This window comes from Chitinophaga sp. G7 BAM 1005, from assembly GCF_057126945.1.
In genome coordinates this window covers 3,971,159-3,997,219 of sequence record NZ_CP181478.1, presented here as the reverse complement: position 1 = coordinate 3,997,219, position 26,061 = coordinate 3,971,159, and the positions used below count along the sequence as shown (strand labels likewise).

Here is a 26,061-nt window from a genome sequence, read left to right as displayed (position 1 = left end):
GTAGCCGTTACCCCATATCCTCAAACCGGCGCAGTATTTCTTCCAGCTGCTTCCTGGTCAGATCAATGTTCATCCCCTGCGGGTCCAGGATATTTTTGGCCCTCAGTTCTTTCAAGGTCCTGTTAAAACTCCGGGTAGTAATACCGAGGTAAGCCGCCATATCCTTTTTGGGAATAACAATGTCCTGTTCCGCTTCCAGTGCCAGCAGGCGAAGCAACGCATACTCCACAGGGTATAGCTGCTGGTAAGACGCGCGGATACAGGTTTGACGGATACGGATAACCAGTTCCTCCAGCATTAGCCCGTTGAACTCCCTATTGTTGAGCAGCAGCCAGCTAAACAGGGTATGCGGAATGGCATACACCGTTACGGGTGTAATGGCTTCAATATTACAAAGACATTTTTCTTTCCTGATCCCTTCCAGATCCCCCGTAATTTCGCCCTTGCCCAGGAATTCGAAAATATAGTCTTTCCCGTTATCTTCTTCGATATAACATTTTGTAATACCTTCCCGTATAATATAAACATGGCTGATGGTATCGCCCTGGCGGATGAGCCGCGTACCGGTAGCATAGGTTTTAATCGCCACCGCTTCGCTTTCCCTGCCGCCGGCAGTGAACCGTTCCATGAAATGAAGAAAAGCAGGATTAGTCCGTAACATATTTTTAAGAGGTGAGACAAATGTCCCGATTTATAAACTGCCGGTTTCTATTTTTGCATCCGGAAAAACGTAAAAATAACAATGATCTCTGATATTAGCGTGATCGCATTCGATGCCGATGACACCCTTTGGGTAAATGAGCCCTACTTCCAGGAAACAGAAGCCCTTTTTTGTAGTCTGCTGGAAGATTATCTGCCGCATCATACCGTGTCGCAGGAACTGTTTAAAACAGAAATGGCGAACCTGGAACTCTATGGCTATGGCATAAAATCTTTTATGCTCTGCATGATAGAAACCGTGTTGCGCGTATCTGAAAATACCGCCAGCCCGGAAGTATTCCATAAAGTGCTCCAGTACGGAAAAGAAATGCTGGATAAACCCATTGTACTGCTCGACGGGGTAGAAGAAGTGCTGCAGGCCCTCTCCGGCAAATATCGCCTGGTAGTGGCCACAAAAGGCGATCTGCTGGACCAGGAACGCAAACTGAGAAAATCGGGCCTGGAGCATTATTTCCATCATATCGAAATTATGAGCGACAAAAAGGAACGTGACTACAGCAAATTAATAAAGCACCTCGACTGCCGCCCCGAAGAATTCCTGATGATGGGCAACTCCCTGAAATCAGATGTATTGCCGGTGCTGGCATTGGGCGGTCATGCTATCCATATTCCGTATCATACCACCTGGCAGCACGAACACATTGATCATACCATCGACGACCCCCGTTTTTACCAGTTTAATACAATGGCAGACATCCTGCCGCACTTAATATTATGAAACAATTATTAGACCTGGATACCTGGGTGAGAAAGGAACACTTTAATTTTTTCCGCCAGTTTGAGGAACCCTTTTTTGGGGTCGCCACTGATATCGACTGCACCACCGCCTTTAACAAGGCCAAAGCCAGCGGGGATTCCTTCTTTTTAAGCTACCTGCACAAATCACTGGCAGCCGCCAATGAAGTTACCCCTTTCCGCTACCGCATTGCCGGCAACGAAGTCTGGGAATACGACCAGGTACACGCATCGCCCACTATTAACCGGCCCGATGGTACTTTTGGTTTCGCATATATGAATTTTTATGAAGATGCTGCTGCTTTCGAAGCCAGCAGCAAAGCGGAAATTGAAAGAGTACGTCAAAGTACAGGGCTGATACCGGCTGTGTCAGGAGAGAATGTGATCCATTATTCCTCCCTGCCCTGGATTAATTTCACCGCAGTATCCCATGCGCGGAGCTTTTCGTTTAAAGATAGCTGCCCTAAAATTACTTTCGGTAAAGTGAAAGAAGTGGGAGGGCGGAAAATGATGCCGCTGTCTGTACATGTACATCATGCGCTGATGGATGGGTTTCATGTGGCACAGTTCCTGGATGGGTTCCAGCGAAGAATGGAGGAAGGGGAAAATCATATATTGGGGGAATAGCCGGAATTTTATAGTTTAGCAAGGAAATCAATAACGTTTAATACCCCCTCTATGGATAAAAAGCTCTCTGAATTAACAATGGATGAACTGAACAAACGGAAAAGTTCATTAAGCGGCGTACTAATTGGAACTGGCATGGTACTCCTCATTGCGGAAGGGGTACTTTTGTACCTGATAAGTAAGACTCAAAACTTTGCGCTAATTGCAGTTATTCCCGGTTGTTTGTTGACTATGCTGCCAGGCATAATCAAATTGAATCAGATAAATACTGAAATAAAATCACGCAGTTAAAAGTTAATACATATTCCCGGTAGTATTAGTCCATCTGTCAGATATAGTTTTAACACTTGTCAAACCCCGGAGAAAGACCGATAACGCCTCAGCCTATAATCAAGCTCCAACATTGCCTGTAATGACTTCTCCGGCCCGCTTGTAACTCGCTATAATAACTCCTTTTGGTGTCACATGGCTTTCTGTTAAGGTAAATGCTGCCGGGATCGCGCCGTTTTCGAACAACTTTTTTCCTTCACCAAGAATCAACGGGTAAATTTTCAGCCGGAATTCATCCACCAGGTCATGTTTAAGCAACAATTGAATGAGCTTACCACTACCCCAAACCTGTATATCCGCTCCCTCCGAATTCTTAAGCTTTTCGATGTCTGCCGGACTTTTGAGGAAAATGGTGTTTTTCCAATCTGATTTTTCCAGGGTCTCCGACAGTACGTATTTGTTGCCATCATTGATGCCTGGCCAAAAGTCAGCATGTTGGGGCCAGTAGGATGCGAAAATATCAAATGTTTTTCTGCCCAAAAGATATTCTGCCGGTTTCATCTCTTCTTGCATAATCTCGCCAAAAACCTTGTCACCATAAGATGCTGTCCAGCCGCCATATTTGAAGCCACCTGATGTGTCTTCCTGGGGGCCGCCCGGTGCTTGCATTACGCCATCTAATGTAATCATTGATAAAACAATTATTTTTCTCATAGTATTATAGTTTATTGTTTAAAAAAAGGTTTTGTTATGATTTAAGATTCGCTTTCAGGATGCCTGGCAATATCTCTTATTCTTATTATGGTTACTTTAAAAAAGTATCCAGATAACCCAATATTGTTTTAGTCTGCATCATCAGGCCGACATGGCTTTGCCCAGGAACAACGGCCAACTGCGATTTAGGCATTACTCCAAAATCAGCACATATAGCACCTCCCAGTAGTTGATATGTTTTTATCAACTCAATTTTATCCAGGCCATCATTGTCGCCCGAGATCAGTAATACAGGCGAAGTAATTTTCGCAATATTTGTTTCGCCCAGGTTGAATGGTACATGATTAAAAGCGATCATCTGTTCCAGGAACTTTGTCCATTTTGTTTTATCAGGCGCCACTGCATCGTATGCGGCTTTCATTGGAGTGTTGGTAAAAAGTTCAGGCTTCATTGTTTTAAACGCATTGCTTACTTCGGGTAGCCAGCCATTACTTTTATAGGTAGAAGAAATGATTACTAATTTTCTTACCCGTTTAGGGCTTTGTATCGCAAGTTGGTAAGCCACTGTGCCGCCAAAACTATATCCTGCTATATCAGCACTGTCAATTTTCAGGTAGTCCATTATTCCTTCTACATCACTTGCTAAAGTTGCATGCGATAATTTTCTATCTGAAAACTGTGTACGTCCATGTCCCTGCAATTCAATGGCAATTACTTTCCTGGTTTTCGACAGCTCAGGGATTAATTCACCCCAGTTTGTATCAATTGTCATAAAAGCACCATGTAGTAAAACGATAGGCCGGCCTTCGCCATGTACTTCATAATACACTTTGATGCCATTAACAGGTATGTAACCACTGTCGGAGGATTTGGCTTGTCCGTTTGAGGGGGATGCTGCAAACATAGTAATTGCAATTAGCAGGATTAATTTAAGAACATTATGTGTGCTGAGTAAATTTTTCATAAGGTCGTTTAAATTTTAGTTTGAATTTTATTGACAATACAAAACTAGCATTCACTTCAGGATTTGACCCGGGGTAAAAACGACAACTTGAGGGATGAATTCCGACAAAATGAGTTTATTGTAAGCCGTTCGGAAATAAAGGTGGATAACAAAGGATATGATACGAAGAAATACCGCTGGAAAGAAAGGGAATGCCGGTGGAAAAATAAATTAGGATTTACTAAATAAATTAGTATTTTTGTTTCAGAAAGCAAATGAATAATGTAAAAAAGCCTTGATAACCATGCTGTAGTGGCTATCAGGGCTTTTTTATTTTATGTGGGTACTAACTATCTTAGTATCTTTCCTGGAACGTTAAATTCAGTCCATGCATAATCCCCTGGCGTTGCTCTTTCCCGAATTAGTGATGTCTTTGGCAAAGCATGGCTTCATTGCTTTCGTAAGGCAAAGCTATCCGCGCGGGAAAGATCATTTTGATACAGACACCATAGAGACCTTTCTCGTTACACCCTATAAAACCCTTGTACAGGCAAATGAGCACATGCTGCACATTTCGGCGGATCATAGAAAAGGCATTTACCACGCCGCTAACCCGGAAGAAATGAAGAAGCTGATGACTGCTGCCGCGCAACCCAAAGGATATAAAGTGTATGTAGCCTTGCTGAAGATCCGGAAATGGAAAGGTACCGCACAGTTGCAGGAGAAACTTAAAAGCTACCTGCAAACAAACACAAAATGGAAAGTAAAAGACGGCGCTATAGTGGCCGATCTTTACCTGTATTACGGAGAACTGATGTTGAAGCTGGTAAACCCGGTGGCGGAAATCAGGTTGCCTTTAAGTGAAGTGGAAAGGCTCTAAACAGGGTGCCGGTGATTTCCTTTTCATAGGAATAGGTATTTAGTGAGTAATTGCTTTGAGTTGTTTTTTAGAGATGGCCACCATAGATTCATAATACCTGCTGAGGAAATGATAGATCACCAGTTCATGTTTACGCTGATTGGATAACAGGATCCTGTTAAGGAACATATGAATGTAGCTGCAAAGCAGATCGTCGCGGTTGGCAAGATGTACGCCCGAAAGTTGTTGCTGTATCCGGGCAGAGCGGATATGAAAGCAAGCCACCGCTGCTTCAATACCATGTTCGCCATCCTGCAGGGGATCAAGAATACTGCTCACTGTCCGCATCTCTTCCCGGTATTTGTCGTTGAGCTGCACCAGTAGCGGCTTTTCACCGCCAAATTCTTCAAAGAAACTTTTCTGAAGCATTTTTAACAGGGCCGATTTAGCAGGAAGCGTGTACCCGAAATCATCCAGCAGCATGTCCACACCTCTTAACGCGAGCATCCAGCGGTAGTTTTCGCCTTCTTCTTCCTCCAATAGATCCAGTATACCGGTTACGCAGGTACTGTCGTAGTGAAACACCGCTTCACTAAATAGCATGGTATCGGCGCCGTAACGTTCAATTTCTCTTTCGTAAGTATCTGTCTGAATCCGGTATATACTGTCAGTGGCCAGTACCGCGTGCAATTTTTCCAGTACCGTACTCCAGAAACGCGGGTGAGTGCTATGATGAAACCTGATCCGCAGGTGATGTCCGGGATCGGTGTACCGGATAAAAAACCATTGGTCAATGATGTTTTCCTGCATCAGCTCCTGCGTTAACGGCAGGATCTTTTCTTTCAGGATATTTTCTGCGCTCCGTGTGCCGGCGTACAGTTTAACATATAACCATTCACTGCCGGTACTGAATTTTCGTTGGGGCGTAGCCGTATGCGCAGTAAGTATTCCGGGTGTTTGTTTTTTTTCTTTTTCGGAAGATATATTCCGGAGCGGAATAATAAATTCGTTGGTATGCGCGCCATCGGGGCCGTTGATCCAGCAGTTTTCAGGTGTATGGAGAAATTCCTGCAGGGTCACCTGTTCTTTTTTGAGCAGGGTGGTTACCAGCAGGTGCACTGCCACTTCGTTTTCCAGGTCGGCGGGTAGTTCATTGTCGCCTTCCTTCACCACTACATAGCGGGGGAGTTCCAGCCGGGCGCTGATCTCCCGGAAAATTTCCATATACTTTTCCGGGGTTGCTTTAGCCAACGCCGGGTATGTTTTTTTGTGCAGCATCCAGGTGCTTTTGCTGAGGATGATATTGCCGTATTGCACACGCGGGTAAAAGGAAACCTCGCCGGGGATCTGCCAGTGCCAGCCAATGCCGGTATGATAGTCCTGGAATTGCAGATCGCAGAGGAATTTATACACCGGCAATCCCTGCCGGTAGTTGTGTGCGGTGCTAAGCCGAGGTACAATAATTTTATTCAGTCGACGGGAACGCAGTACTACTTTATTACGTTGTACACTCACCATCAGGTCGGAGAGGTGCAGCTGGTACTCTTCCGGCGCGAGACTGTTGGCCAGGTATACAATTTCGTACTCCCGTAGCCGTGGCCGCATCAGGATGTTGCCTGTCCTTGATTCCGGCAGGTGAATAATTTCCGCATAGATCTTTTCCGGGTCGCTGGCTTCCTCGGCTTTTAAGCAGGCTTTTACATGGGCGGCGAGTTCCTCGTCACCATGACAAAACCTTCCCAGCAGGTTAGCCGCCGAAGGGCCGCTGCAGCCATTCATATCAAAGAGGTAGTCGCCGTTATCGATGGCGGCGGCGCTGTTGCTTAAAATGCTTCCCATCAGGTACATGCTGTGGGGGAGGGAAGGCATTTCCTTTTCCCGGAAGCTTTCCAGGTGGTCGCGGGTAAGCGTGATCACCTTTTTATTTTCTTTCAGGCACTGGAGCAACTGCTGCAGCTGGAAGTCCTGCAATTTACTGCGGGTACCCGCAGTTGCAGTGTTACGTGGAGGAACATGTATATGATCTACCAGCGGCGTATGATCTGTATTGCTCTGGCTGTGGGCGCCGTAGCCGATACCGGCTTCGCTGTCCAGCGCCAGGCTGAGCGGAATTTCCTGCTCTTCATACCGTTGCCGGAAGGCGTCGCAGAATTGCCGCAGGTCGCTGTTATTGTCGTTGCTGGCCAGTTTCCACAGTTGTGCTACCTGGGCCGATAATTCATTGATAACGGTATGACTCAGGGTGTTTTTTGCGGTGGAAAGAAACAGATCGGTTTGTACCAGGTCTTTATTGCTCGTTTCTGTGAGCAGCGACTGTACCAGTTTATGCGTGGTGGTATACTTGCCGGTGCCTGTTTGTTGCCCGTTAAGCATACTTTGTATGGCCGTCAGCGGGACCGTTACTTCCCCGGTATGCTCCAGGTTTTTCAACCGGTTCACCAGGTGTATAAAAAACTCCCCGCCGGTAACGGTAGGCTCCAGTTCACTTACCAGCAGCTGGTTCTGCAATAGCTCCTCCGTAAAGGCTTCAGCTTCTTCCGGGCTGATATCTTCTTCTTCGCTTACAATGCTGTTGCGTATATCCGTTAGCGTAGCGCCGGTACTGGCTGTTTCCAGCATTTTTTCCAGGTAGCTGCTATAGTTTACGGCCGTGAGGTAATAATTGCGGATCTTATTTTTAACGCTGTAGGCAGCGTAGCGGTATTGGGCGCCGGCAGCGTATAAGGAGTTGTTGGGATAATACAGCAGTTGTTCCCTGATGGCGGGTACGGCGGTAATGGCGGCGGTCAGCTCTGCCACGTAGTTCATGTCGAGGCGGCAATGCTTTTTATGCAACTGTTTATCGTTCAGCTGAATAGCCGTATGATCAGATAACCCGCCGGTGGCGCAGCCTGCAAAGAGGCCGTAAGGCGTGCACCTGCTGCTCATCCGCAGCAGGTAGCGGTACAGTGCTGATGCCAGCTTCTGGTTTTCGCTGTCGGTGGCCAGCCATTTCTGCAATTCCTGGTATAACTCCGGAGAGGCAATATAGATAGCTTCCTGCAGGAATTCGTCCCGGAAAATAGCTTTGATAACAGGAGCAAGGGAGGCGTGAGAGATATGGTGTAACTGAGTGACAATATTCACCGGTAATAACGGTGTTCTTACCACATAGAAGTTTTCAGCTCTGATCATGGCGCAAGGTCAACATTAAAAAAATGAAGGTAATTTTTTCTGCCACAGCAAAGTATCACGTAAAACCGGTAAAAAGGGTGTTTAAACATCATTATCTGAAAAATCACGTTTTTACGTGATCCCGATATTCTTACTTTCTCCCTACATTTATCATCCATCCTGTAAATCTTATAAACCTGTATTTCGGATGACCCTATTATACTAAACCTGCCAAATCTTATTGTCTATTTATTTTTCAACCATAAACATTTGCGAAATGAGAAAAACACCTGTAAAAAAGTTGGCCCTCGGTAAATTGAAAGTGGCTAAACTCAGTATCAGCAGCCAGGAACAGGCCGATGGTAAAGCACCTACATATACCGGCTGCAGCCTGTTTATGAAATGTACTCCGCCTATTTCCAAAGATCCTTGCTTCTAATTTAAACTGAACAACCATGAAAAAATCCGGTAAGAAACTGAGCCTCGGTAAAATCAAAGTGGCCGACCTCAGCAAAGTAAATACTGAAAACAGGGAAGCTGCTCAGTTTATCCAATCACTGGCTTGTGTACCCAGCATTAAGATCACCTGTCTTAGCCAGGGCGCACCCGTATGCAGTGAAGACTCCTGTATTTTCTAATTTCATCATTGTACTGTTTAAAAAATTGTGTCATGAAAAAAGAATCAGGCAAAAAACTCAGTCTGGGTAAAATAAAAGTGGCCAGTCTTTCCAATGCAACAGGACAACAGATGGCGGCTACTGTCGGCACCTGTTCCGTTCTGTGCTCGCTCCGGATTTGTACTGACAACATCAGCCAGGGCGCACCTATCTGCAGCCTCGACTCCTGTCGCTACTGATCAATAACGGATCGATAATATTCACAGCAACCTGACTGTATGGCAAAACATGTATTGCAGTATGCATACGTGTTTTGCCATTATATATTTTATAACGGCAATTTATTTTATGGATCAACAGCAAGAGGCTACCTCCGCACTGCAAAGGATCTGCGCGGCGCTGGACCCATTTATCCTGGAAGATACCAATACCAGCCTGCTGGGAGGATATACCGGCGTAGCTTTGTTTTATGCCTACTATTATCAGCTTACCGGCAATGAGGAACACTTGGACAAAGTTCATCACATCATTGAAAAATGCCTGCAGGCATTATCTGAAGAACCCATGAATGGCTCTCACTGCAGCGGAATTGCAGGCGTGTCCTGGTGCATCCAGCACCTGGACGCTATGGGGTTTATTGAAGCAGATGATACGGACGATACCTTTGCAGACATCGATCTGCTGGTAGCGGATTTCATGGCATCCGAGTTAGCGGAAGGCAGGAATGATTTCCTGCATCATGGCCTCGGCACAGCGCTTTATTTCCTGGAACGATTGCCGGCCACTGCTGCAGTTACCCAATTGGAAAACCTGGTGGCGCACCTCGAAGAAAGCGCCATCTCTTTACCTGGCGGCATCGCCTGGAAAGATCATTTCTCCAGCAGAAGCCAGGAGCATCCGGATGAAGACCTCTTTAATCTAGGGTTGGCGCATGGCGTGCCCGCCATTATTTCGGTGCTGGCGCGGTGCTATGAAAAAGGGATTGCAAAAGAACGCTCCCGCAGGTTAATCGACCACAGTGTTCAATGGCTGCTGCGCACAAAAAATACCGCGGCAGAAGCTACACATTCGCGTTATCCCACCATAGTAAACACCGCCAATAAAGTAATGGGCGATGCACACAGCAGGCTTGGATGGTGCTATGGCGATCTTGGTATTGCCCTCACATTGCAGGGCGCCGGCAAACGGTTAAACAGAACAGATTACCAGGAGGAAGCGCAACAACTTTTTAAACATATTGCCACGCACCGGAACGTTAAAAACGGCGCCGTGCATGATGGCTGTTTATGTCATGGCAGTGCAGGTATTGCCCATATCCTGCAACAGGCCGGACTCGCTGCCGGTGGTGATGCCGCACTGCTGAACGCTTCCCGCTACTGGCTGCACAATACCCTGCAAATGAATACCTGGGACGATGGGCCCGCAGGATATAAATTTTATCATCATCCCGATTATATCAACAGTCATAATGTATTGGAAGGTATTGCGGGCATCGGGCTGTCGTTGATCAGCTTTGCAGATACCTCTATCAAACCGGCATGGGGAGAATGTATGCTGATAGATTAAACTTGTCTTGATTTTTTTACTATATTACATACATAGTAAATGAGCATTTCAGTTGTTCGCCCGATATTATTTATGCCATCGCATACAGACGTTACAGCAAACAGAAAAACCATGATCCGTTTATATTTCGTTGATGATCATCCATTGATACTCGAAGGATTGCGATCTTTACTCAGCAGGGAAAAAGATATTCAATTGACAGGCGAAACCAGGAACGGAATTTCCTGTCTTCATTTCCTCGATCAGCACACCGCCGATGTAGTACTACTGGATACCCTGCTACCCGATATCAGTGGGGCAGAACTTTGTGCCAGCATTAAAAAACGATACCCCGATGTGGCAGTACTGGGATTAAGTTACCATAAAAACGACAGCGGTATTGCCGGGATGCTGGATAGCGGTGCAAGTGGCTGCCTGATGAAAAATGTCGATAAAGAAGAGCTGCTGCGGGCCATACACGACGTATATTCCGGGCGCACCTATCTTTCGGCAGAATTAAAGCAGTCGCTTAAAAAAAACCTGCTGCCGTTACATATTACCAAAAGGGAAAGGGAAGTGTTATGGCTCATTGCCAGCGGCCATACCAATCATGAGATTGCAGAAAAGCTGTTTATCAGTTCAGATACGGTAGATAGTCATCGCCGGAACCTGCTTGGCAAATTCAACGCACGGAATACCGCGATGCTTATAAAATGCGCCGTAGATAACAAAGTGCTGATCTGAGCCAGGCTCGTGCATATAAACAGGGATTTTTTTCACAGTGGTGCAGCACGATTTTTCGACAAAAACAACTACCAGCTCCGGCCACAACCGGAGCTGTTTTTATGCCTTCACTGCCGGTAATGATAGTAACGGGATATTGGAATCATAGGCCAGTTTTTTGGAAATGCTGTTATGGAAAAAAGAAGCGACTACCCCCAGTTTTTTTGGCACTACAATAATGATGGAAGCATGGTGACTATTGGCATATGATAAGATGCCTTCTACCGTATTATCTTTATTGATATAATCAAATGTTGCATTGTATTTATCAAAAATGTCATGCAGTGTGGCAATAGATTCTTTTGTTTCTATTGTATAACTTTCGCCTGCGGCTTTATCAACGTTTATCACCTGTACAGCGGTTCCGGGAAAGGCATCCAGGAACTCATACAGCTGATGCGCCGGTATGGACGCATGGTCTTTCAGATCGGTGGTAAATACCACAGAATTTATGGGTTTGCCAATCAGCGTGCTGTTGGGAACAATGAGTACAGGTACGGTACTTTCCTGTATCATCATGGAAGTAGTGCTGCCGAGTAATAATTTCTCCAGGCCCGACCGGCCGGAAACCCCCATCACCACAATATCTATTTCTTCGCTTTTGCATAAAGTACTGATATGTACAGGCAGGGAAACATCTTCTGCCATGAGGTCGATCCTTACATTTTTTGCGAGCGTGGATAAGCGGTCCTGTTGCAGGCCCAGGTTTTCCATACTTTCGAGATATATCTGCTGGTCATTAGCAGTATTGGTTACAGGTAAATCGGTACCTATAATGGTGCTTTGGTAAGCGTGATACAAAACGATCCGGCTGATTTGAAGAGGATCCACCAGCTGGGCTGCATATTCCGTTGCCCGGAAGGCATTTTCTGAGAAATCCGTCAGGATAAGCATTGTTTTCATATGCATGTGTTTTGGTGCAAACTGATTAGTACGAAATTACTGCCAATAACTGTATGAACAATCGAAGAAGGCTTATGTTCAGTGAAAATTAACAATCGGACGCCAGGCCGTAATGTTCATTTTTGTACAGAAAAGTGTTCATGTTTGAACAAAAAAACGCGGCAGGTTGTTGAAATCCGCTATGATACTGGTTTCTGTGATGTGGCATTTGTTTTGGCCGGACAGGGAGGCATATTTAAATGATATATCGTCGTAATTACCTGAAACTATGATCAACAGCTATTTTAAAATTGCCTGGCGGAGCCTTTCAAGGAGTAAAATGTACTCTTTGATCAATATCATTGGCCTGACCGTAGGAATTGCCTGTTGTATCCTGATAGTGTTATATGTGAAAGATGAATTGTCGTACGACCGGTATCATAAAAACTACTGACAGATTTACCGGGTGTTGCATGCATACCGTGAGAAATCCGACAAGAAGCTGCCACCGCCGGCACCGGGCGAATACCAGGTATGGGGCAATGCGCCTGCAGCACCGGCTTTACCCGCTGACTTCCCGGAGATAAAAAAGACAGCCAGGTTCACCAGTCCGGTGACTTTATTACTGCAGTATGCTGATAAACGTTTCCAGGAAAGCAACCTGGCATTTGCTGATTCTACGATGTTTGACATCTTCAGCTGGAAAATGTTGTATGGCAACCGCGAAACAGCATTAACAGCACCCAATAGGTGGCGAGTTTGAAGGTGGCGTGATTTCTATTCAGAATTTAGTATTAGGAATAAATGGAACTTCTAGTTACTGTTAGTTTGGGCTCTTAATGTTTGTATAACAGATTGCCACTCGTCTTTGTCCTTTTCCTGAACAAAGTAGAATTTACGCCCCGGATCATAAAGAAAACCACCGTAGCCACTTACTTTAAATTTCCTCTTTTTGCCATCATTGAATTCGACAACCAATAAATATTCATCCTTCCAGATAGCAATTTTTTGTTCTTTACATTCCGAGTTACCCAGAATACGTGCAGCATTATTGATTTTTACTGGCCTTAATTTCTCAATATCTGCCCATTGAATTCTCTCTGTGGAGATATTTCTTGGTAAATTATAGAAATAAAAATCCCTGGCTTCATTCCAGTTGACGCACTGTTGCTCATTTGTATTGAAGTAAAGAAATGCTAAAAGATACAAGATTATGTTATTCATAGCGATGGTTATTTACATTGAAAAGTATTGGAGGGAGATGTCCCACCTGTAAGATTTTTTTGCGTTATGGAAGTGGAATTAAATAGCCTGAGATCTTCCCCTAAATCTGCGGGATTTGCCCCTTGCCCCAATGGCCATGTACCAATTGTTTTAGGCACATTTAATCCAATGATATTTAAAGCAGAAATACAGATATCCGTACAATTATTCCAGTTTAAATTATAGTTGCCTTTTGTTGCAGCCGCAAATTGATCCATTGCTGTTTTAAATTGGGCGCCTGATACTTTGAAGGTAATAGAAACATCATATGCCGTATTAGAATTATCGGCAATCGCACCGGGGGTTTCAGGTAAGAAAGGCGATACCATTGTCGACGGGTAGAAACCTACATACCGGCTAACCGGTGTTGATGCCCCACCAGATTGGGCAAATCCTAAGAAGGTATGACCCACAGTTAAAGAATTTAGATCTAATGAACTGGGCAGCTTATTACCGTAACCATCGGAAACAATGATGCGGGAGTTGGGGATCGGCTGTTTTACATACAGTGTAATATTGTAAATTGAAGTACTATTTATATTGAAACAACCGAAGTACTTTTGAAGATCAGCAATCAATCTATCTGTTGCCGGTGCTACTATCCATCTCGTAAACCTGATAGCCGGAACTGAATTATAGTCAAAATTACTGCTGCCAATTGGATCTATCGAAGGATTGTTGTTTATGGGATTTCCACCACCATTGTCCGGTACATCCACACATTGACGGGTACTGTAATTGTATGTACATCCGTAGCTGATTCCCCTGAATGACAAGCAGGTATACCAATCTGTTTCAATGCATAAAGAACCTCCTGGCATTCTTGTTAAGTGATTTTGATAGCGAAGGGTATCTATATTTGTGATAAATCGGTTGATACCATCGGAAACAAAACTACGTGATAGCCTTCCTGAATTATCAAAAATGAGAATTGACAGGCTGTTTTTTGCATCATTATTGGCAAAAAATGTTACAAGCTCAAAATTTATAACTCCACTCTTATTCTTACGAAATAGGAGATATCTTTCGATATTAGGAGGATACTTACCGTTCTGGTTTTTGATTTGCCTCGTCGGAGTTGGGTGAATGTCTAATATCAAACAGGACTCTCCACTAATTTGTCTTTCATAACAAGTCTCCCAGTTTACGTTTTTTGGTAAACTATCATTCATGCCAATAGAATTCTTGATATCAAACGTCGCATATATTTTGCTATAACTTTGCTTTGCCTCAGAAATAGTAATTTTATCTGATAATATGGGGTCTTTTCTTTTACAGCTACATATGAGTATAAGAAAAGCTAAACAGTAGTGAAAAGGTTTCATTAGGATCATAATTTTGGTCTAATCAAGTTAAATGATTTCCCCTATTCAAAAAATTGATATATGTCAAATATATGTATTGACTTAATTTTCATTATATTTAGACCCTGAAAACAGTACCCATCTCAAAATAACTAACCTAATGGATACCTTATTCGCTTTATTATCACAGTTAGGCCCTGTTTCAGAGGACCTGAAATCACAAATATCTGCCAGGCTACAGTTTGCAAAGTTTAAAAGAAAACAAACCATATTGTGGCAGGGTAATGTTTGCGATAATCTCTTTTTTGTATCTAAAGGATTATTGAGAGCATATTATGAGAAAGATAATGAAGAGATTACCAGTTGGTTTATGATGGAAAACGATTTTATTATATCCGTTTTATCTTTCTTTAGAAGAATTAAAAGTTATGAATCCATTGAGGCATTGGAAAGCTGCGAACTGATATACATCACTTATGATGACCTCATGGAGCTGTATGCAAATTCCCTGGAATTTAATATCATTGGGAGGAAACTTACTGAGCACTACTATTGTAAAAGTGAAGAGCGATTGTTGGCAATCAGAAAACAGACTGCTTTCGAGAAATATGAATTCCTCATACAAAATTATCCCGATCTCGCTCAAAGAGTTCCTTCAAAGTATATTGCATCCTATCTGGGGATTACACAGGAAACATTCTCAAGAATAAAAGCCATTTATTGACCTTTATCTTTTCAAAAAATCTCCTGCATTGTATTTGAAAACAACCCTTAGAGGATGGAATTGCGTCAAAGGATAGTGATTGCAAAAAAAAGGAAGGCGCTTACACAGGAGCAATTAGCTGTAAAAATCTGGATTTGATCGTACAGATAAGATGCAACAGACACTATTTGGACAACAGTAGTAATTAATTTGCAGCACCTTACACGTGGGTTTTCTGCAAGATTGTCCGGTTCTGAACACAAGATTGTAACGAAATCGGACAAACGAAGGGATTGCAGATCATCATGTGTCTGATTTACAATAGTTTAGTAAACCGGCACTTTTATCGTTCTTTTCTGATCAAATGAGAGCGACTTATGCTTAAAAACTATTTCAAGATCGCATGCCGCAACCTTGTTAATAACAAAGTTCATGCTTTGATCAATATAACAGGATTGGCCCTGGGTATGGCCGCTGCAATCTCGCTATTGTTGAACATTCAGTATGGGTTAAGCATAGATCAGTTCCATGAAAAGAAAGCACATATCTATCAAGCCTATCATAAAGGCATCATGAATGGAAGGCTGTCGTGTTGGAATTATACTGCTGCACCCTTGGGGCCGGCCTTGAAAAAATATCCGGATATCAGGAATGTAGCGAGATTAGCTGCTACTAATAAATTATTGCGGCATGGGGATAAGCTGATACCCGCAGCCGGTAACTTCACAGATCCGGCGTTTTTATCCATGTTCAGCTTCCCTCTCATAGAAGGGAATGCGCAAACTGCATTAAAAGATATAAACAGTATTGTCATCACACAGCAGCTGGCAGTAAAACTTTTCGGTAGCCAGGACCCTGTTAACAAAATCATCACTGCGCCCACCGGCGATATTTTTACCGTCACCGGCGTACTGAAAGATCTGCCTGCCAATACCCAGTTCAAATTCGACTACCTGCTACCCTGGGAATATTTGCGCGATGCCGGCGCCTGGAACAACCAGAACGTGCTTACATTCATTGAATTGCAACGTGAGGCCAACGTTGCTGTTGTCAATCAAAAGATCGCACACGTGGGCCTCCCGGATAACTCCGTGACGCATTCTTCACTAACCAGGCAGACGACTTTTCTTTACCCGTTGACAAAAGTTTACCTGGAAAACAGGTTTGAAAATGGCCTGCCTGCCGGGGGGAATATAGATAACCTGAAAATGTTGGCGATCCTGGTGGTTGTCATCCTGTTGATTGCCTCTATTAACTTTATGAACCTAAGTACTGCCAGAAGTGAAAAAAGGGCGAGGGAAGTAGGGATAAGGAAGGTAGTAGGCGCCGCCCGGCGCTCACTGATCATCCAGTTTATCGGGGAATCTGTTTTCCTGGCCTTCCTGGCAGGAATAATCGCGTTGGTACTGGTGCTATTGGTCCTTCCCTACCTGGGCGCTCTAACCCACGTAAAGCTATCCATTCCCTGGCAAACCCCGCTGTTTTGGGTGGCCGCACTGGCCTTTATTCTCCTTACAGGCTTAATGGCGGGCAGTTACCCAGCCTTTTACCTTTCCTCCTTCAGACCCATAAGGGTGCTAAAAGGTATTTTACAAAATGGAAACGCCCTTGTCACTCCACGCAAGATATTGGTTGTTGTACAATTCGTCTGCGCTGTTTTTCTGATCAATTTCACTTTCATTTATGAAAAACAGGTACAATACCAGCTTAGCCGGGAGGTCGGTTTTATAAAGGACAATCTCGTTTATCATCCGCTTACCCCTAATCTACGCCGGAACTATACCTCCGCTAAAAATGAACTGATTGGTACCGGCGTCGCTCTGTCCGTATCCCAATCCAATGCCAAGGCTACACAGATCAGCGCTGTAGAATCCGGTTTGAAATGGAACGGAATGGATCCGAACGCCAATCCTGGGTTTGTGTTAATAATAGAAAACGGGGACTTCATCCAGACCAACGGACTTTCGCTTCTAGCCGGAAGAGACATCGATATCGAAAATTACCCTGGTGACACGCTTTCCTGTGTAATTAATGAAGCCAGTGCAAAGGTGCTGGGATTTAAAGACCCGATTGGGCAAATTATCCAGGACGAGGATCTGCGCTGGACAATTGTTGGTGTCGTAAAAGACTTCCTCGTGGGAGCCGCAGACCAGGCCTCCCAGCCAGTGCTGATCAAAGGAGGTATCAACGCCGGGTATATGGGCATTCGCATAAGCTCAAACCAGCCATTCTTTCAAAATGTCCAACGGGCCGAAGCTATTTTAAAGAAATACAATCCTGAGTTTCTCACTGGATTGGAGTTTGCGGACAAGGACTATGCCGCGAAATTTCAGCAAGCCCGGAATACAGCAATGCTCATCAGCACTTTTACTCTTATAGCAATCTTTATCTCCTGCATGGGGCTGCTGGGCTTAGCCATTTATATGACGGAAAATAGGACCCGGGAAATCGGCATCCGAAAAGTGCTGGGCTCCAGTATAGCCGGCATCGTGTCGTTATTGACCAGGGAATTTGTTCAATTAATACTTGTTTCCGTCCTGATTGCTTCACCCCTTGCCTGGTTTTTCATGCGTTCCTTTCTTCTGCAATATGCCTACAGAGCGCCGGTAAATGGATGGATATTGGCAGCTACGGGAGCAGTAACGCTTTTGATGGCGCTCGTCACCATCAGTTTTCAGGTTATGCGGGCCGCGCTGATGAATCCGGTGAAGAATTTAAGGACAGAATAATGTAAGACTAAATGCTGTCTTTATTAGTTGATTGTCAGAGTAAGTAGTGACTATTACAAATTAGTGCAGCTGGCAAACGTTACAGCTGTAAGTTACATCGGTCTTGACCAAAAATATTTCCTTCAAATTCTGGGCTTATCCGCGCATGTGCAGGCATTAATATTCCCTTCTGACCAGGTGGGTGCGTCATGGGAGAGTCTCCACAAACTCCCCATGACGCATTTACGGGTGCCACCATGTTTTTGGACATTTTAAATCTGGTTGTGGCAATATTCCCTGGAAATGGTGCTATTACCTCCCGCATGCTTCTCCAATACTTCGGACTTGCGTATATCATGCACTATCAATACATTCTATATGGACTCCTCATGGACTCCTCATGCACTATCAATGCACTATCAATGCACTATCTATACACTTAGGTCACCTGGAAAACAGCCCCAATAGTAATATCTACGATTTATCAATTCCATTTCTTGATATTTATCAATGCTGATTCTTGACATTTATCAATTTTATTTCTTGATAATTATCAATTAAAAATTCAATTCAAATCCCCTAATTTTGATCCCGAAGCGCTAAATACTAATCAAGCATTATCAAAGCAACAAATCCATTATCTTTTTAAAAGACGAAATCCCGTAGTAGCTACATTCAATCTTTACTTCCGGTTAACAGGACATTGACTCAATACCAGATATTGAAGAGGCAATCGCATGGAACAAGAACTTCATTCATCCATTAAATAGCCCAACCAAAACAACCCACTTTATTGTAGTGGTGTACAATCAAAGTGGTAGGCTCTCCCTTTCCTCCATCCGTTTCGGGGTGGGGGAAAACGGGAAGCTGTTCCCCCTGCATAAAACCCCATTAACAAATTGATCACTTCCGGTGTTAGTAAAAGGACAGTACCCTCAAAATGGAATTCCCTTATTACTAAACCACTCATATGAAAGCTATCAGGAACCTCACCATATGGTTATTGTTCATTTCCTTTACTGCTATACAGCCTATTGAAGGCTTTGCCCAGGAAAGGAAGCGGGGAGGAGCGCCGGCCAAGAACAGACCTGCCCGCACACCACAAAATGCACCAGCCAGAACCCGTCCGGCTCAGCCTGCAAGGCCCACGCAAACGGCCAGGCCCGCAAGGCAACAAACCCGCCCGGTCAATCCTCCACAAAACAATACCGTTAACCGCAATACCGGCAACCGCGTCAATAACTCCGGCAACCGGGTTAATAATAACCAGCGGAATGTAAATATCAATATTGATAACAGCCGGGATATCAATGTACACAACAACCGCAACACCGTAGTACAACACAATAATATCAATACCTACCGCAGACCACCATATGCATATGGCGGACGGAGATATTACGCATATCATCCTTATTATTATCACCCTTACAGACCCTATGTATGGGGACCAGTTTGGCATCCCTGGGGATTCTTTATCGCTACACTGGCTACTACTGCTATCATTGTGAGCCTCAATAATGCAAAGTACCACTACGATCAGGGCGTGTGGTACCAGCAGGCCAATAATGGTTATACCGTTGTACAGGCGCCGGTAGGGGCTACCATCACCACTGTGCCGTCAGGTGCACAGCCGGTAGTGGTAAATAATGTAACTAACTATTACTACGGCGGGGCATATTATGAGAAAGACGGCAGCAAGTATACGGTTGTTCCTCCACCCGCAGGAGCAGTTGTGCAAAATCTGCCTGCTGGCGGGCAGGAGGTAAAAGTAGGCGATCAAACCTATGTCAAGGTGGGAGAAACCTACTACCAGCCGGTAAATCTCGATGGTAAAAGCCAGTATGAAGTAGTACAGGTGGAAGTTGGTGCACAATGAAAAATTTCTTCAGCTATATAAAAGTAACCATTGTCGGTGGGGCGTTATTACTGATTCCCCTGTTTGTAGTGATAGCCGTGCTTCTTAAAGCAGGCAGCCTCATAAAGCGGGTGGTTACGCCTATCGCCCACAGGCTGCCTGTTCAGATCCCCGGCATCGGGAAGGAAACTTTGTTAGCCATCCTCATCCTCCTGGTACTTTGTTTTCTCGCCGGTATCTTTATGCATACCGGCGTTGCCCGGCGTTTTAAAAGGATCCTGGAAGATGATATCCTGGTACATATCCCCGGATATTCTTATCTGCAGGCACTCTCCACCGACAAACTCACCAATAGCCATGCTTCTACCTGGAAACCGGCCACCGTACTGATAGATGGTAATGAAGTTATTTGTTTTGTGGTAGATGAAACAGCGCACTACTGTTCTATATTCTTCCCTTCGGCGCCAACTCCTTCTTCAGGCACGATCTGCGCCAGGGAGAAACAGGATGTTCGCTACCTGCCCATCAGCGTATCAGAAACCATCATCATACTAAAGCGACTAGGACAAGGCAGCGCTGCCGCACTGGAAAAAATAAGAAATACCTGAGCTTCCCGGCAAACTACATTTGAGCCCTGTAACAAAATCCCGCAACCATTTCCACCCGACCTTTGCCTAAACAAAAAACAATACTCATGACAAAAGTTTGGTTTATCACAGGAAGCTCCCGGGGCCTGGGCCGTAATCTTACACAGGCAGTCTTCGCCAGTGGCGGTCTGGTGGCCGCTAACGCCCGCAACCCCGAACAGCTAAACGACCTCGCCGCACAACATACCAGGCGGCGAAGTTCGGCCTCGGCGGATTCAGCAGGTCTACTGATCACAACGATGCAGCGGACTTCTCCGGAACAACCGCAACAGATAAGTTCGCCACAAAAACAGCACAATCATGAAAATAATAGATCAGATTTATATCAACGGCGCCTTCGTAACACCACATGGCGCCACTACCTTCGATCTCATCAACCCCAGTACCAATCAACAGATAGGACGGGTAACACTGGGCGATGAAACAGATGTCAACAGGGCCATCGCCGCTGCAAAAGCAGCCTTCACCACTTTCTCAAAAACTACCGTGCAACAACGGAGCAACTACCTCCAACGCCTGCACGATGCAATGATAAAAAGACTACCCGACCTGGTGGAAGCGGCCATCACCGAATACGGTGCGCCCTCACAACGGGCGCTGGCCAGCAATCAACTGGCGGCCGACAGCTTCCTGCATTATAAAAGAGTCCTGGAAGATTTCTCATTTACCCGCAAAGCAGGAACCTCTGAAGTGGTCATGGAACCACTAGGCGTAGTCGGAATTATTACCCCCTGGAATGCGAATGCCAGCTATATTTGCAATAAACTGGCTACTGCTATCGCAGCAGGTTGTACGGCTGTTATCAAGCCCAGTGAAATGAGCGCCATTCAAACGCAGATCGTGGCAGAAGCGCTTCATGAAGCACAGCTGCCACCGGGAGTATTCAATATCGTAAATGGTCTCGGTAACGTAGTAGGATCAGAAATTACACTGCATCCCGATATTGCAAAGATCTCCTTCACCGGCTCTACTGCCGTTGGCAAAATGATCGCACGCGGCGCAGTAGATACCATGAAACGGGTCACACTGGAACTCGGCGGCAAGTCGGCCAATATCATCCTCGATGATGCCGACTTCCATACCGCCATTCCAATGGCAGTAGCGGCCTGCTTTATGAACAACGGACAGGCATGTATCGCTGGTACACGACTGCTGGTACCGGAAGCAAGACTGGAAGAAGTAAAGACCCTGCTGAAAACAGCCGTAGCAAACGTTAAAACAGGCGACCCCATGAACGAAACAACGACCATAGGCCCGCTCGTAAGCAGGAAACAATACGACCGCGTACAGCAGTATATTCAACTGGGCATCGATCAGGGCGCAGAATTACTGACAGGCGGGGTAGGACAGCCCGCAGGACTGGAAGCAGGGAACTTCGTACAGCCAACTGTATTTACTGGGGTTACACGGAACATGCGGATCGCCAGTGAAGAAATATTCGGACCAGTTATGTCTGTGATGACTTACAAAACAACCGAAGAAGCCATCGATATCGCTAACGATACCGTATATGGCCTGATGGCATACATAAGCTCATCCAGCGAAAAGAAAGCAAGGGAAATAGCGGGAAAAATTGTAGCGGGAAGAGTGCTGGTAAACACGCTGAACCATGATCCCCTGGCGCCCTTCGGCGGATTTAAACAATCAGGTGTCGGAAGAGAATTTGGCGCATACGGACTGGAAGAATACCTCGAACCGAAAACCATCATTCTATAATATTATGTCGAAGGAAATTGTTTATTCCTGTTACGTGAACAGGAGCAGGGAAGGAGAACAGTTTGTTCCGGTACATGTTTTTAGTTACCAGATCGCGGGTGCTGTCACCTTCAACGACGGACAACGCACACAAACTTTTGATGAAGGAACATTCCGTTTCTGCAGACGGAATAAACTGCTCAAATTCTTTAAACAACCACCGGAAAATGGTGAGTTTAAAACAATCTCCGTTTATCTCGATGAAACCACACTGCGGAATTTCAGTATGGAATACGGCTACACTGCCGATAAACCGGTGGATAGCGAAACCGTGATAGCACTGAAACCCCACCTGCTGCTGCAAAGTTATGTGGCCTCACTGCAGCCCTACGAAAAGCTGAACGAACCGGACAACGATAACTTGTCGGCCCTGAAACTGAAAGAGGCTATCCTCATCCTGCTGAAAGTAAATCCTGCACTCAAAAATATATTGTTCGATTTTACAGAACCTGGTAAAATAGACCTGGAAGCTTTTATGCAGCAAAATTATCATTTCAATGTAGAAATAAAACGCTTTGCGTACCTGACCGGCAGAAGCCTCGCCACCTTTAAACGCGATTTTGAAAAAATCTTTCATACCTCGCCCAACCGCTGGCTCCAACAGAAACGGCTCCAGGAAGCTTACTATCTCATCAAAGAAAAAGGAAGGAAAATATCAGATGTATACCTCGAAGTAGGATTTGAAGACCTGTCGCATTTTTCTTTTGCTTTTAAAAAGACGTTTGGCGTGGCGCCGTCGATGCTGGTATAAAAAAGGGCTGTCGTTTAAGACAGCCCCATGATACTTAGAACCTTTGACCGCCAATCGCCAAACCGCCATCTACCAGGATACTCTCCCCGGTAACAAACGATGCCGCCGGACTACTCAGCCACAACACCAGTTCTGCCACCTCTTCAGGTTTCGCAAAACGGCCAAGAGGCGCATGTTTCTTAAAAGGCTCCTGTAATGCTTCGGCGCCCTCCGTTGGAAAGAAACGGTCGAACATCGGTGTATGAATATAACCCGGCTGAATATTATTCACACGGATCCCCGCCGGCGCTGCTTCAATAGCAAGCGCCCGGATCAAACCATCGGTACCTGCTTTACTGGCGGAGTATACGCCCGAACCGGCGCCGGCCCCGCGGGCCAGCCATGATGAGGTATTTACAATCGCCCCGCCGGTACCCTGTTTCTTGAATTGCTCAATTTCATATTTGCAGGATAACCATACCCCCTTTAAATTGATACCAATCACTTTATCAAATTCTTCTTCCGGCGTGTTTTCAATCAACCCGAATTGCCCTTTAATACCGGCGTTGTTAAACGCAATATCCAGTCGCCCGAAACGCGCTACCGTATCCGCTACCAGCTTTTGCACCACCGCACCCTGCGATACATCGGCCGCAATAAAATGTATATCGGAACTGATCTGCTGTAAAGTGTGTAATGCTTTTTGTCCTTCTGTTTCCCGGCGCCCTGCAATCACCACTTTGGCGCCATTGTGCAGAAACAATTCAGCCGTTGCGAAACCTATACCGGTAGTGCCTCCTGTAATCAGGGCTACTTTGTTTTTTAATACTTCCTGTGCCATATATTTTTTATTTATGACACAAAGATAGCCGGTGCGTTACTCCCGGAATTATGCGAATCAAACAGGTAGTTATGAAATGGAAACAGCCGCCTTCCGGAACTGGTTGGGCGTTTGACCGGCTTGTTTTTTAAAGAAGATATTAAAGTTGGAAGCATGCTCAAAACCCAGGCAGTAACCAATTTCCGCGATATCGCAGTTGCTGTGCAACAGCAGCGCCTTTGCCTCGGCGGTTATTTTCTCCGAAATCCACTCTGTAGTGGTTTTCCCGGTGGTTTCTTTTAATGCCCGGTTCAGGTGATTGGTATGAACAGATAAATGCTCGGCATACTCATTGGCGTTTTTCAACCGGATCACCTGGTGCGGCGGATCAATAGGGAACTGCCTTTCCAGCAAATCTATAAATAATTCACTGATCCGCTGAGACGCATTGCCCGCCTGGTAATAGGTTTCAGGCGGCTGCATTTTGAGCGCTTCATGCATAATGATCTGTACATAGCTCTTCTGCAATTCCTGTTTATTGGCATAGCCGGAATCCATCTCCCGCAGCATGTTCTCAAATATCTGCCGGAGAAAATCCACTTTCTCTTTGTCAGGAAAAAAGATGTGGTTGCCACCGGTTTTAAATAACGGTGATTGCGCAAGACTGCCATTCTTTAAATGAGCATCTATAAAGCTTTCCTGGAACAGGCAGAAGTAGCCGGTTTGCAGGTTGGTAGCCGGTTCCCAGGAATAAGGGATCATGGGGTTCATAAAAGAAAGACAGGCGCCTTCGATCCGGATACTTTTATCGGAATAAGATAAAATACCACCGCCTTCTACAATGAGCGAGATCTTATAAAAATCCCTCCTGTTGGATGGTAAATTGGTAGCACTGCAACCAAATTCCTCCAGCCGGTTTACACTGAACTGCCCGCTTGGATATTCCTTTCCGTGTAATTCAAAAAAGGATGCCACACTTTCTTTTGCTTTCATCCGGTAAAGTTATGCAATTCAAACGTAACAATGAATGGATAACCTCCTCCGGGTAACCCTCTTTTTTCAACAATTCAACCCGTTAAATCCGCAGCTCCACGTTGTGGGACCGCGTGTTTGGTACCATGTTCTAACTTAGGATAACATACCGCTTCCTATCTCCCAAAATATATATTAATTTACGGGAGATGATAACGCTACTGGCATTACTGATCAGCAATTGCTGCGCGGAAGCCCGCCACGATACCCTGTCTCCGCAAAGCAGGGATACGGTGCACCTGTCTTATACCGTGGCCCCGGCGAACGACTGGAACGCGCTCTTTACCCGTAACTCCGGCTGGTTTGGCGGCGATGGCATTTTCAGCATTCCCATGAACGGCGTAGATACCGCCGGTGCAGCAGATAGCACCTTGTTGCTTTTCAGCGATACCATGACGGGTACCATCCAGGATGGTAAACTCCAACCGGATGTAGCCATGATTCACAATTCCGTAGCAGTGCTGAAAGGCAATGAACCGCTGGAAAAGAATATCCGCTTTTACTGGAATGCCGGTCCCGCTGCCGTATTTGAACCCCGTACGCCCGCTGCCGTTAAAGGCGACTATTACTGGCTGGGCGATGGTTTCGTGAATCACGCAAAAGGAAACAACACCTACATCGTAGCTTACCGTATCCGCAATATCAGCAACAAAGATTTCGGTTTTGCTGAAACCGGCAACGCCTTTATTGTATTGCCGGCCGGTAGTAAACCTCCTTTTGCCAACCACCGGCAACTGGATACGCCGTTGTTTCAGTCCGTTGATAGCAGCCAAAACATCACTTTTGGCGCGGGCATCTTCGCAAACACCCAGCAGGCCGGTGCTCCCAATCCCGATGGCTATGTGTATGTGTATGGCGTAAAAGGACCACAGAAAGAAGTGCTGGTAGCCCGTGTATTACCATCAGATATGGAAGATTTCGGGAGATGGCGCTACTGGAACGGACAACAATGGGCCGCAAACATCCAACAGGCCGCCGCAGTAACCGCAAATGTCTCCAATGAACTGAGCGTAACGCCGTTAAAGGATGGCCGTTATGCCCTCATCTTCCAGGTAGATGGCATGAGCCCCGCAGTAGGACTGCGCCTGGGACTCAGCCCCGCCGGCCCTTTCGGACCGGTCATCAAAATATGGGATTGCCCGGAAGTAAAGGAAAACAAACATTTCTTTGTATATAACGCCAAAGCACATCCCAACTTATCAAAGCCCGGCGAACTGCTCATCAGCTACAATGTCAATGCGTTCGATTTTTTTAATGAGCTGGCAGCACAGCCCCAATTGTACCGTCCGCGGTTTATCCGCCTTACCTTCAAATAACCACTGGTCATTATCTCCCTTGATAAAAAGCAGTTATTTTTATACATTGGTGCACCAGCTTCTTTAGCTGGTTAACA

27 protein-coding genes are annotated in these 26,061 nt (G+C 45.3%); 18 read left to right on the top strand and 9 right to left on the bottom strand.

Going from position 1 to position 26,061, the window contains the following annotated elements; translation table 11 throughout:
- Window positions 1–7: 7 nt before the first annotated feature.
- Entirely contained in the window at window positions 8–661 is a 654-nt protein-coding gene (locus tag ACMXI2_RS15740) for a Crp/Fnr family transcriptional regulator (protein WP_483777050.1), read from the bottom strand.
- An 81-nt stretch (window positions 662–742) separates the two neighbouring features.
- Between ACMXI2_RS15740 and ACMXI2_RS15735 the strand changes: the two genes are divergently transcribed.
- Genes ACMXI2_RS15735 through ACMXI2_RS15725 form a run of 3 tightly spaced genes read left to right on the top strand, consistent with a single transcriptional unit; the run spans window position 743 to window position 2,373 of the window.
- On the top strand, window positions 743–1,438 hold the full coding sequence (locus tag ACMXI2_RS15735) for an HAD family hydrolase (RefSeq protein ID WP_483777049.1): 696 nt from the start codon (window positions 743–745) through the stop codon (window positions 1,436–1,438).
- A complete protein-coding gene (locus ACMXI2_RS15730) occupies window positions 1,435–2,082 on the top strand; it encodes a CatA-like O-acetyltransferase (RefSeq protein WP_483777048.1) in 648 nt (215 codons plus the stop codon). The genes ACMXI2_RS15735 and ACMXI2_RS15730 overlap by 4 nt, the downstream gene beginning before the upstream one ends.
- Window positions 2,083–2,133: 51 nt before the next feature.
- A complete protein-coding gene (locus ACMXI2_RS15725; RefSeq protein ID WP_483777047.1) occupies window positions 2,134–2,373 on the top strand; it encodes a hypothetical protein in 240 nt (79 codons plus the stop codon).
- Between the two features lie 99 nt (window positions 2,374–2,472).
- On the opposite strand, the gene ACMXI2_RS15720 is transcribed toward ACMXI2_RS15725, so the two are convergent.
- Window positions 2,473–3,066 (bottom strand): dihydrofolate reductase family protein, encoded by a 594-nt coding sequence (locus ACMXI2_RS15720; protein ID WP_483777046.1) that lies wholly within the window; start codon window positions 3,064–3,066, stop codon window positions 2,473–2,475.
- Between the two features lie 91 nt (window positions 3,067–3,157).
- Entirely contained in the window at window positions 3,158–4,030 is an 873-nt protein-coding gene (locus ACMXI2_RS15715) for an alpha/beta fold hydrolase (RefSeq protein WP_483777045.1), read from the bottom strand.
- A 367-nt stretch (window positions 4,031–4,397) separates the two neighbouring features.
- On the opposite strand from ACMXI2_RS15715, the gene ACMXI2_RS15710 reads away from it, so the two are divergent.
- Window positions 4,398–4,889 carry a hypothetical protein gene (locus ACMXI2_RS15710; RefSeq protein WP_483777044.1) on the top strand — a complete coding sequence of 164 codons (492 nt, stop codon included), beginning with the start codon at window positions 4,398–4,400 and terminating at the stop codon, window positions 4,887–4,889.
- A 39-nt stretch (window positions 4,890–4,928) separates the two neighbouring features.
- Here the strand turns inward: ACMXI2_RS15710 and ACMXI2_RS15705 are convergent, their stop codons facing one another.
- Window positions 4,929–8,042: a lantibiotic dehydratase gene (locus ACMXI2_RS15705; protein ID WP_483777043.1), complete on the bottom strand. Its 3,114-nt coding sequence runs from the start codon at window positions 8,040–8,042 to the stop codon at window positions 4,929–4,931.
- 256 nt (window positions 8,043–8,298) lie between these two features.
- Here ACMXI2_RS15705 and ACMXI2_RS15700 point away from each other — a divergent pair, with 256 nt between their 5' ends.
- The 5 genes from ACMXI2_RS15700 to ACMXI2_RS15680 all read left to right on the top strand — a co-directional run bounded on the left by ACMXI2_RS15700 (window position 8,299) and on the right by ACMXI2_RS15680 (window position 10,927).
- Window positions 8,299–8,460, top strand: coding sequence for a hypothetical protein (locus tag ACMXI2_RS15700; protein ID WP_159454461.1), 162 nt, complete (start codon window positions 8,299–8,301; stop codon window positions 8,458–8,460).
- 16 nt (window positions 8,461–8,476) lie between these two features.
- Complete coding sequence (locus ACMXI2_RS15695; RefSeq protein WP_079472968.1) at window positions 8,477–8,659, top strand: hypothetical protein; 183 nt, start codon at window positions 8,477–8,479, stop codon at window positions 8,657–8,659.
- 32 nt (window positions 8,660–8,691) lie between these two features.
- Entirely contained in the window at window positions 8,692–8,877 is a 186-nt protein-coding gene (locus tag ACMXI2_RS15690) for a hypothetical protein (protein WP_483777042.1), read from the top strand.
- 109 nt (window positions 8,878–8,986) lie between these two features.
- Window positions 8,987–10,204: a lanthionine synthetase C family protein gene (locus ACMXI2_RS15685; protein WP_483777041.1), complete on the top strand. Its 1,218-nt coding sequence runs from the start codon at window positions 8,987–8,989 to the stop codon at window positions 10,202–10,204.
- Window positions 10,205–10,315: 111 nt separating this feature from the next.
- Window positions 10,316–10,927, top strand: coding sequence for a response regulator (locus ACMXI2_RS15680; RefSeq protein ID WP_483777040.1), 612 nt, complete (start codon window positions 10,316–10,318; stop codon window positions 10,925–10,927).
- 99 nt (window positions 10,928–11,026) lie between these two features.
- Here ACMXI2_RS15680 and ACMXI2_RS15675 read toward each other — a convergent pair whose 3' ends face one another.
- The gene (locus tag ACMXI2_RS15675; RefSeq protein WP_483777039.1) at window positions 11,027–11,869 is read right to left on the bottom strand and encodes a universal stress protein; all 843 of its coding nucleotides are present in this window, start codon (window positions 11,867–11,869) and stop codon (window positions 11,027–11,029) included.
- 328 nt (window positions 11,870–12,197) lie between these two features.
- Between ACMXI2_RS15675 and ACMXI2_RS15670 the strand changes: the two genes are divergently transcribed.
- Window positions 12,198–12,302, top strand: a complete 105-nt coding sequence (locus tag ACMXI2_RS15670) for an ABC transporter permease (protein ID WP_483777038.1) — start codon at window positions 12,198–12,200, stop codon at window positions 12,300–12,302.
- A gap of 15 nt (window positions 12,303–12,317) precedes the next feature.
- On the top strand, window positions 12,318–12,611 hold the full coding sequence (locus ACMXI2_RS15665) for a hypothetical protein (protein ID WP_483777037.1): 294 nt from the start codon (window positions 12,318–12,320) through the stop codon (window positions 12,609–12,611).
- Window positions 12,612–12,661: 50 nt separating this feature from the next.
- Here the strand turns inward: ACMXI2_RS15665 and ACMXI2_RS15660 are convergent, their stop codons facing one another.
- Both ACMXI2_RS15660 and ACMXI2_RS15655 read right to left on the bottom strand, forming a co-directional pair.
- Window positions 12,662–13,072: a hypothetical protein gene (locus ACMXI2_RS15660; RefSeq protein ID WP_483777036.1), complete on the bottom strand. Its 411-nt coding sequence runs from the start codon at window positions 13,070–13,072 to the stop codon at window positions 12,662–12,664.
- Between the two features lie 8 nt (window positions 13,073–13,080).
- Window positions 13,081–14,436, bottom strand: coding sequence for a hypothetical protein (locus ACMXI2_RS15655; RefSeq protein ID WP_483777035.1), 1,356 nt, complete (start codon window positions 14,434–14,436; stop codon window positions 13,081–13,083).
- Window positions 14,437–14,575: 139 nt separating this feature from the next.
- On the opposite strand from ACMXI2_RS15655, the gene ACMXI2_RS15650 reads away from it, so the two are divergent.
- From ACMXI2_RS15650 to ACMXI2_RS15625, 6 genes are all read left to right on the top strand, one after another.
- The gene (locus tag ACMXI2_RS15650; RefSeq protein ID WP_483777034.1) at window positions 14,576–15,139 is read left to right on the top strand and encodes a Crp/Fnr family transcriptional regulator; all 564 of its coding nucleotides are present in this window, start codon (window positions 14,576–14,578) and stop codon (window positions 15,137–15,139) included.
- Between the two features lie 416 nt (window positions 15,140–15,555).
- Complete coding sequence (locus ACMXI2_RS15645) at window positions 15,556–17,847, top strand: ABC transporter permease (RefSeq protein WP_483777033.1); 2,292 nt, start codon at window positions 15,556–15,558, stop codon at window positions 17,845–17,847.
- 949 nt (window positions 17,848–18,796) lie between these two features.
- Window positions 18,797–19,705, top strand: a complete 909-nt coding sequence (locus ACMXI2_RS15640; protein WP_483777032.1) for a DUF6515 family protein — start codon at window positions 18,797–18,799, stop codon at window positions 19,703–19,705.
- Window positions 19,702–20,292 carry a hypothetical protein gene (locus ACMXI2_RS15635; RefSeq protein WP_483777031.1) on the top strand — a complete coding sequence of 197 codons (591 nt, stop codon included), beginning with the start codon at window positions 19,702–19,704 and terminating at the stop codon, window positions 20,290–20,292. Before ACMXI2_RS15640 ends, ACMXI2_RS15635 begins: the two co-directional genes overlap by 4 nt.
- A 339-nt stretch (window positions 20,293–20,631) precedes the next feature.
- Window positions 20,632–22,047 (top strand): aldehyde dehydrogenase family protein, encoded by a 1,416-nt coding sequence (locus ACMXI2_RS15630; RefSeq protein WP_483777030.1) that lies wholly within the window; start codon window positions 20,632–20,634, stop codon window positions 22,045–22,047.
- A gap of 4 nt (window positions 22,048–22,051) precedes the next feature.
- Window positions 22,052–22,837: a helix-turn-helix domain-containing protein gene (locus ACMXI2_RS15625; protein ID WP_483777029.1), complete on the top strand. Its 786-nt coding sequence runs from the start codon at window positions 22,052–22,054 to the stop codon at window positions 22,835–22,837.
- A 34-nt stretch (window positions 22,838–22,871) separates the two neighbouring features.
- Here the strand turns inward: ACMXI2_RS15625 and ACMXI2_RS15620 are convergent, their stop codons facing one another.
- Window positions 22,872–23,657, bottom strand: a complete 786-nt coding sequence (locus tag ACMXI2_RS15620; RefSeq protein WP_483777028.1) for an SDR family NAD(P)-dependent oxidoreductase — start codon at window positions 23,655–23,657, stop codon at window positions 22,872–22,874.
- A 69-nt stretch (window positions 23,658–23,726) separates the two neighbouring features.
- Entirely contained in the window at window positions 23,727–24,629 is a 903-nt protein-coding gene (locus ACMXI2_RS15615) for an AraC family transcriptional regulator (protein WP_483777027.1), read from the bottom strand.
- A 188-nt stretch (window positions 24,630–24,817) separates the two neighbouring features.
- Between ACMXI2_RS15615 and ACMXI2_RS15610 the strand changes: the two genes are divergently transcribed.
- Complete coding sequence (locus ACMXI2_RS15610) at window positions 24,818–25,984, top strand: DUF4185 domain-containing protein (RefSeq protein WP_483777026.1); 1,167 nt, start codon at window positions 24,818–24,820, stop codon at window positions 25,982–25,984.
- Window positions 25,985–26,061 lie beyond the last annotated feature (77 nt).